We start from the raw sequence: 7,437 nt of genomic DNA, 5'->3' as shown, positions 1-7,437 counted from the left end.
GCGATCGCAGCCAGCTGATCAGCACGATCAGCAGGAAAACCCGCCGACGCCGCCAACGGCAGACCATCGGACGAGACCACCACCGCGTGCGCGACCCCCGGAACGGTGCTGACGAAGTCGGTGATTAACCAGTCCACCCCGCGTGCCGCGTGGCTCAGGTCGTTCATACCTTCTCCTCCGCCGGTCGCACGAACGACAGTCGGCTGCGTTCCCCTGGCCGCTTGTTGCGCTCGCTCATGCGCCCTCATCCCTACTGTTATCCCTGGGGCCGGACCCGTACGTCCTGCCCTCGCTGATGTCGTCGCGCGCGGCCCTGAAGCCCTGCTGGAAGCTGGACAACCGGCTGCGCACCCGGTCCGGCGAGACGGCCGGCATCGGGGCTACGCCCTTCGGCGCGGAGACGGTGTCGGCCGAGCCGGGCACCAGGTTCGCCTTGGGCACCCGCTTGGGCAGGCCCGCGGCGGTCGCGCCGTCGCGCACCGGCTCGCGTACGGCCTCGGCCGCGCTCCAGCCCGCGTCCGCCTTGGGCGAGCTCCACGTCGCGTCCGCCGCGGCGGCGGCCTGGTCGAACCACGCCGACTCCACCGAGGCGAAGATCGGCAGGTATTCGCCGTTGCCGCCGTTGCCGGCGGCGCCGCCGCTCGGCGGGCCGGACGGGCCGGACGGGATCGCGGGCATCGGGCCGGTGGCCGCGGACTCGGTCTCGGGGAAGTCGAAGGAGTTCGGCGCGGGCGGCGCCGCCTCGACGCCGCGCATCCAGGGGCGGGTGTCGTCGGACAGTCCGCCGCGCTGGGGCAGGCCGCCCTCGCGCTGGGGCAGCCCGTTCTCCCTCAGGCCGTTCTCCCTCAGGCCGTTCTCCCGCAGCCCGTTCTCCCGCTGGGGCAGCCGGCTCTCGCCGGCGGCGGGGCCGCGCGACGCCACCCAGACGTCGTTGGAGGAGTCGCTGGACATCCAGCCGCCGGCCTCGGCGGGCAGGGCGGGGCTCGACGGCCACGACCCGGCCGGCGGGACGGCGTCCGTCGAGGGGTAGGACGGGTAGGACGGGTGTCCGGGGCCGAGCTGGAACGACGAGGCCGGCCACGAGCCGCCCTGCGGGGCGTGCTGCGCCACGGGGAAGGACTCTTCCCTGGAGGCGGCGGGGGCGGCGCCCGCGTACGACGGGGCCTGCGGGCCGAGCAGCGACTCGGGGATCAGCACCATCGCGGTCAGGCCGCCGGAGCCGTGCGGGCGGAGCTGGACGCGGATGCCGTGGCGGTGCGCCAGCCTGGCGACCACGAACAGGCCCATCCGGCGGGAGACGGAGACGTCCACGGTCGGCGCGTCGGTCAGGCGGTCGTTGGCCTGGGCCAGCTCCTCGGCGGTCATGCCGATGCCGGAGTCGCTGATGGAGAGCATGATGCCGCCGCCGTCGATCCTGCTGCCCGAGACCGGGACGCGGGTCTCGCGGGGCGAGAACGACAGCGCGTTCTCGATCAGCTCGGCGAGCAGGTGGATGACGTCGTTGACGGCCTGGCCCGCGATGGCGACGCCTTCCGGCACCTCCAGCACGACGCGCTCGTAGTTCTCGACCTCCGACAGGGAGGCGCGGGCGACGTCCACGAGCTGGACCGGCTGGCTCCAGCGGCGCGGTGGCTCCTGGCCGGCGAGGACCAGCAGGTTCTCGCTGTTGCGTCGCATGCGGGTGGCCAGGTGGTCCAGCTTGAACAGGTTGCCGAGCCGCTGCTCGTCCTGCTCGCCCTGCTCCAGCCCGTCGATCAGGGTGATCTGCCGCTCGACGAGGGTCTGGCTGCGGCGGGACAGGTTGACGAACATCGCGTTGACGTTGCTGCGGAGCTTGGACTCCTCGCCCGCCAGCCGGACCGCCTCGCGGTGCACCTCGTCGAAGGCCCGCGCGACTTCGCCGATCTCGTCCTTCGAGTTGATCTCGATGGGCGGGACCCTGAGCTTGTCGGGGTCGATGTCGGTGTTGCGGAGCTGGCGGACCAGGTCGGGCAGCGTGTGGCCGGCGATCTTGAGGGCGTCGCTGCGCAGCCGCCTGAGCGGCCGTACGAGCGAGCCGGCCATGAGGGCGGTGATCGCGAGGACCAGCACCAGCAGCACGACCACGACGCCGATGTTGATCGCGGCGAGTTGCCTGTCGCCGCTCGCGACGTCGGCGCTCCGGGTGGCGACCTCCTCCGCCAGCGACTTCTGCACCTGGTGCAGCCGGTCGACGGTCTCGGAGATGGAGTCGAACCAGAGGTCGACGTCCTTGGAGGTGGAGTTGTCGAGCCTGCGCAGCGGGGTGGCGGTGTTGTGCAGCAGCACCGCGCGGCTGATGTAGAACTCGGCGCGGCCGATCTTCTGGCTGGCCACGGTGTTGTCGAAGTTCTGCCGCTGTGCGGGGGTGGCGACCGCGTTGAACGAGGCGCGCTCGCTCTCGCGGCGGGAGCCCGCGTCGAGGAAGCCCTTGAACTCCGGCTCCTCGAACCTGCCGCGCACCAGCGCGATCATCAGCAGCGCCCGCTGCTTGGAGGCCTCCTCCTCGGCTCGGGCGATGGTGCGCAGCGCGGCGGCGGTGGAGGTGAGCTGCTCGTCCGTGGAGCCCTGGCCGAGCTCGTCGTAGACCTGCAGCAGGTCGGCGATGATCTCGGAGTACGTCTCGACCGTCGGCAGCGGCGGCAGCTGGTCCTTGGTGTACGTCGTGCGCAGCGAGCCGAGCTGGGCGAGCCGGACCTCGATGCGGTCGAGGGTCCTGCGGCCGATGTCGGACAGCGAGTCGCGGGTCTCGTCGGCGACCGCCTTGGTCCTGTTGACGCTGGCGTCGACGATCTCCTGCTGGCTCTTGAGCCGCTGGCCCTCGATCGCCCGCTTGTTGGCGGCGACGAAGCGGCCGGCCAGGTCGCGTTCGAGGCCGAGGTCGCGGGAGAGCTCGCCGAGCTGGCTCACCAGCCGTCCCACGTCGCTGATGAGCTGGTACTGCTGTGCGCTGCTGATGGAGTCGGTGACCCGCAGCCCGCCGAAGATGACGCCCACGATCGTGGGAATGGCGATGAGGGCGATGAGGCGGGTTCGCACGCGCCAGTTACGCAGCGCGAACGGGCTGCCCGACACGGGCTGCTGTACCTGCGGGGCTTCTGAGCCCGCAGAGTGATCCGGTCCGTCCGGAGCCCTGCCACGACCGGAGTCGGCCGTTGTTGTCCTCACTGGTGGCAACCTCTCGCCATGGCCTGCTTAAGGGGGGTTTCAGCGGCTTCGTCACAAGGACGAGTGATCGCAGGCAAGTTCGAGGCCCAATTTGAGCACAAACCTCATACTTAGGCCAACGTCTCGGGTGTTTTCAACCGTTCCAAATGACACCTTGTTCACGTGGCGAGCCCTTGACCACGGAGCGCAACCAGCACCTCAATCCGGACATACAACCCATAAACCTACTTTATGCCTATATTTACATCTATATCCCTGGACAGTCATCTTTAGCAGATAAAGTGCATAAACGCGGCATAGTGCTGCCGTTTGGATCTAGCCTCCGGTACGCTTCACGCCCGGCAATCAGTGCCGATCTCCAGAAGCTTCCCCCTGGTAGGAGAACCCCCCATGACACGCAAACTGCGCTGTAACGCCATTGCTGTCGGCGTCGCAGTCGCTCTGACTCTTGCCGGCTGCGGCGGATCCGACGACCCTGGCACCACGTCGGCCGACAGCGGCGGCCTCGAGAAGACCACCATCAAGGTCGGCGCCCTGCCCGTACCTGACCCGGTGGCTCTCTATGTCGCGAACGAGAAGGGCTACTTCAAGGAAGAGGGCCTGACCGTTCAGCCGACCGTCATCACCGGTGGCGCCGCGGCACTTCCGCAGATTCTGAGCGGCGCTCTGGACATCTCGATGACCAACTACGTCTCGACATTCGCGGCGGTCAGCGAGGGCAAGAAGATCAAGCTCGTCGCCGACATGTACCAGGCGGGCCCGAACACCTTCAACCTGATGGTGCCGAAGGACTCGAAGATTCAGACCGTGGCGGATCTGAAGGGTAAGACCGTTCTGGTCAACAACCTCAACAATGTCGCCACGCTCACCACGGAGGCGCAGCTGAAGGTGGCGGGTCTGACGGCCGATGACGTCAAGTTCGTCGAGAAGCCGTTCCCCGACATGGGCAACGCGCTGCTCAGCGGCCAGGCCGACGCCTGCTGGATCACCGAGCCGTTCATCACCGCCAACCAGAGCCAGCACGGCTTCCGCAAGCTGGCGGACGTGATGACCGGTCAGACCGCCGACCTGCCCATCGCCGGCTGGATGGCCACCGAGGACTGGGCGCAGAAGTACCCGAAGACGCTGGCCGCCTTCCAGCGCGCGATCGGCAAGGCTCAGCAACTCGTCTCCAGCGACCGCAAGGAGATCGAGGCCATACTGCCGAAGTACACGAAGATCGACGCCAAGACCGCTTCGGTGATCACGCTCGGCTCCTTCCCCAGTGAGCTGAACGCCAACCGGCTGCAGAAGGTCGCCGACCTCATGCTCGAGTACGGCTACCTGAAGAGCGCCATCGACGTGAAGTCGGTCATCGCGGCTCCCGCGTCGAAGTGACGATCGCACGTCTGCTCCGCGGCGCCGCCGGCGCCGCGGGGTTCCTCGTTGTCGGGGAGCTGGTCATCCGCTTCGGCATCAGTGAGGACCTGCAGTTCCCCGCACCGTCGACCATCCTGCTCGAAGCCGTGCGCCTGCCCGCCGACCCCGACTTCCTGGCCGGGCTCGGCGCGACCCTCACCAATTGGGTGCTCGGCCTGCTCATCGCCACCGCCATCGCCGTGCCGGTGGGCGTGCTGCTCGGCGCGCTCGCGCCGGTGGAGCGGGCGATCAGGCCCGTGCTGGAGTTCCTGCGGCCGATCCCGAGCGTGGCGATCATCCCCCTGGCGATCCTGCTGATCCCGGTGGACGAGCTCATGAAGATCTCGGTCATCGTCTACGCCTCTGTCTGGCCGATCCTCATCAACACCCTGTACGGCATGCACGACGTCGATCCCGTGGCCAAGGAGTCGCTGCGCAGCTTCGGCTTCGGCCCCCTCGCGGTGCTGACCAGGGTGAGCCTGCCGAGCGCCGCGCCGTTCGTCGCGACCGGCGTCAGGATCGCCGCGGGCATCGCGCTCGTCCTCGCGGTCAGCGCCGAGCTGCTGGCCGGCGGCGTCGCCGGGATCGGCGTCTTCGTCAACCTGGCCGGCAGCGGCAACAGGACGGACCTCATGATGGCGGCCACGGTCTGGGCCGGCGTCCTCGGCGTGCTCGCGAACGTGCTGCTCCTGGCCGGCGAGCGCCGGTTGTTCCACTGGCACCGGATGCGGACGGGAGCGTCGGAGTCGTGAAGCTCCTCACCAAGATCTGGGTCATCCCGGTCCTGCTCGTCGTCTGGGAGTTCGCCGCCCGCGCGGTCGGCAACACCGACTTCCCGCCGCCCACGACGATCGTGGCCGCCATGTACGAGCTGTGGTTCTCGGGCCCGGCCAGCCGGATCTTCCTCACCGACGACGCGATCGACAACATCCTGCCCAGCCTGGGCCGCATGTTCGGCGGCTGGATCCTGGCGGCGCTGATCGGGATCATCGCCGGCATGCTGCTCGGCCGCTCCCGCACGGCGACCGACTACGTGGACCCGCTGATCGAGTTCGGCCGCTCGCTGCCGCCGCCGCTGCTGATCCCCGTGTTCCTGGTGCTCCAGGCCGGGCTGCACTCGCCGTACGGCGTGCTGATCACCCAGCTCGCGACCATCGTGTTCGGGGTGGTGTGGCCGGTGCTGCTCAACGCGATCGACGGCGCCAAGGCGATCGACAGGACGTACACCGAGACCGCCACCGTCTTCAACCTGACCAGGTTCCAGCGGCTGCGGGTGGTCGTGCTGCCGGCCGCCTCGCCGAAGATCTTCGCCGGGCTGCGGCTGAGCCTGTCGCTCGCGCTGATCCTCATGGTCCTCACCGAGCTGATCGGCGGCAGCGACGGCATCGGGTACCAGCTCCTGCAGGCGCAGCGCAGCTTCGACGGCGCCGCCGTGTGGGCCACGATCACGCTGCTCGGCATCCTCGGTTACGTCGTCAACTCCTTGTTCGTGCTGGCCGAGCGCCGTGTGCTGGTGTGGCACCGGCAGGCCACGCGCAATCCGTGACCTCCCCTGGAAGGACTCATGCCGCATTCCGACGATCTCCTGTGGGGTGCCCTGGGTGACATCTCGCGTTTCGCCGCCCTGCTCACCATGGCGGAGCTGGGCGTGGCCGACCATCTCGCGCAGGGCCCGCTGAGCACGCCCGAGCTGGCGCGGCGGGCCGGGGCGCACGCGCCCTCGCTGCGCAGGGTGCTGCGCGAGCTGGCCGCCATGGACCTGGTCAGGGCGGTGGAGGCGGACGCGTACGAGCTGACCGAGCGGGGCGGCGCGCTGCGCTCGGACGCGCCCGGCTTCGTCCGCTCCTCGATCCGCATGCTCGGCGAGGAGGGCTTCTGGTACGCCATGCGCATGCTGCCCGGCACCGTGCGAGCCGGCCGCTCGGCCTTCATCGAGGAGTACGGCCCCCTGTACGACTACCTGGCCCGCAAGCCGGAGTCGAGCACGCTGTTCGACGACTACATGGCGGCCAGGGCGGTGCCGTTCACCGAGGGCCTGTCCGAGCGCTACGCCTTCCCCGCCACCGGGACGATGGTGGACGTGGCCGGCGGCAAGGGCCACATCCTGGCGACCGTGCTGCGCGCCAACCCGGGGCTGCGCGGCGTCCTGATGGACCTGGAGCACGTGGTGGACCACGCCAGGCAGGCGCTCGCCGAGGAGGGCCTGGCGGAGCGCACCGAGGTGGTGGCGGGCGACTTCTTCGCCGCGGTGCCGTCCGGCGGCGACGTCTACCTGCTGGCCAGCATCCTGCACAACTGGGACGACGAGGACTGCGTCAAGATCCTCACCAACGTCCGCACGTCCATGAACCCCGGCGGCCGCGTCCTCATCCTGGAGGTGGTGCTCCCCGACGACGAGCGGCCGCACCTGGGCAAGGACATCGACCTGCGGATGCTGGCGATCTTCAACGGCGGCGCGGAGCGCAGCCGCGACGAGTACGCGGCGCTGCTCGGCCGGGCGGGTCTGGCGATGAGTGACGTCGTCGAGCTGGGCTCCGGCGCGAGCCTCATCGAGGCCCGGTGACATGACAGGGCAGCACTGACAGGGCAGCACTGACAGGGCAGCGCCAAGGGGCCGGAGCGCGGGAGTGCCGCGTCGTCCGGCGAGCCGGGAAGGGCACGGCTCGTCGCCGGCGCGGCACCGGAGCCGGGGTCAGCCGCCCCAGCCCGGCACTGCCATGCGGACCGACAGCGCGTGCTCGACGAGCTGGATGAGCGCGTTCTTGACGGAGTCCTTGGAGCGGGCGTCGAGCCGCACCATCGGGATGTGCGGGGCCAGGGTGAGCGCGTCGCGCACCTCGGCGTCGCTGTGCG

6 protein-coding genes and 1 pseudogene are annotated in these 7,437 nt (G+C 69.6%); 4 read left to right on the top strand and 3 right to left on the bottom strand.

Features of this window, described 5'->3' with window-relative positions; all coding sequences use genetic code 11:
• On the bottom strand, nt 1–167 hold a 167-nt coding region (locus tag ABZW11_RS45890), incomplete at its 3' end, for a roadblock/LC7 domain-containing protein (RefSeq protein WP_355432774.1).
• A 67-nt stretch (nt 168–234) separates the two neighbouring features.
• The gene (locus ABZW11_RS45885; protein ID WP_355432772.1) at nt 235–3,093 is read right to left on the bottom strand and encodes a nitrate- and nitrite sensing domain-containing protein; all 2,859 of its coding nucleotides are present in this window, start codon (nt 3,091–3,093) and stop codon (nt 235–237) included.
• A 402-nt stretch (nt 3,094–3,495) separates the two neighbouring features.
• Here ABZW11_RS45885 and ABZW11_RS45880 point away from each other — a divergent pair, with 402 nt between their 5' ends.
• Genes ABZW11_RS45880 through ABZW11_RS45865 form a run of 4 tightly spaced genes read left to right on the top strand, consistent with a single transcriptional unit; the run spans nt 3,496 to nt 7,147 of the window.
• On the top strand, nt 3,496–4,563 hold the full coding sequence (locus ABZW11_RS45880; RefSeq protein WP_355432769.1) for an ABC transporter substrate-binding protein: 1,068 nt from the start codon (nt 3,496–3,498) through the stop codon (nt 4,561–4,563).
• Nucleotides 4,560–5,336, top strand: a complete 777-nt coding sequence (locus ABZW11_RS45875) for an ABC transporter permease (RefSeq protein ID WP_355432766.1) — start codon at nt 4,560–4,562, stop codon at nt 5,334–5,336. The genes ABZW11_RS45880 and ABZW11_RS45875 overlap by 4 nt, the downstream gene beginning before the upstream one ends.
• Nucleotides 5,333–6,130 carry an ABC transporter permease gene (locus ABZW11_RS45870; protein ID WP_355432763.1) on the top strand — a complete coding sequence of 266 codons (798 nt, stop codon included), beginning with the start codon at nt 5,333–5,335 and terminating at the stop codon, nt 6,128–6,130. Before ABZW11_RS45875 ends, ABZW11_RS45870 begins: the two co-directional genes overlap by 4 nt.
• 18 nt (nt 6,131–6,148) lie before the next feature.
• Nucleotides 6,149–7,147 carry a methyltransferase gene (locus ABZW11_RS45865; RefSeq protein WP_355432760.1) on the top strand — a complete coding sequence of 333 codons (999 nt, stop codon included), beginning with the start codon at nt 6,149–6,151 and terminating at the stop codon, nt 7,145–7,147.
• A gap of 129 nt (nt 7,148–7,276) precedes the next feature.
• On the opposite strand, the pseudogene ABZW11_RS45860 reads toward ABZW11_RS45865, so the two are convergent.
• Nucleotides 7,277–7,437: pseudogene (locus ABZW11_RS45860) on the bottom strand (ATP-binding protein); the annotation flags it as partial.

The organism is Nonomuraea sp. NPDC004580 (genome assembly GCF_040609855.1).
Taxonomy (GTDB): domain Bacteria; phylum Actinomycetota; class Actinomycetes; order Streptosporangiales; family Streptosporangiaceae; genus Nonomuraea; species Nonomuraea salmonea.
This window is presented reverse-complemented; position numbering and strand designations above follow the sequence as displayed.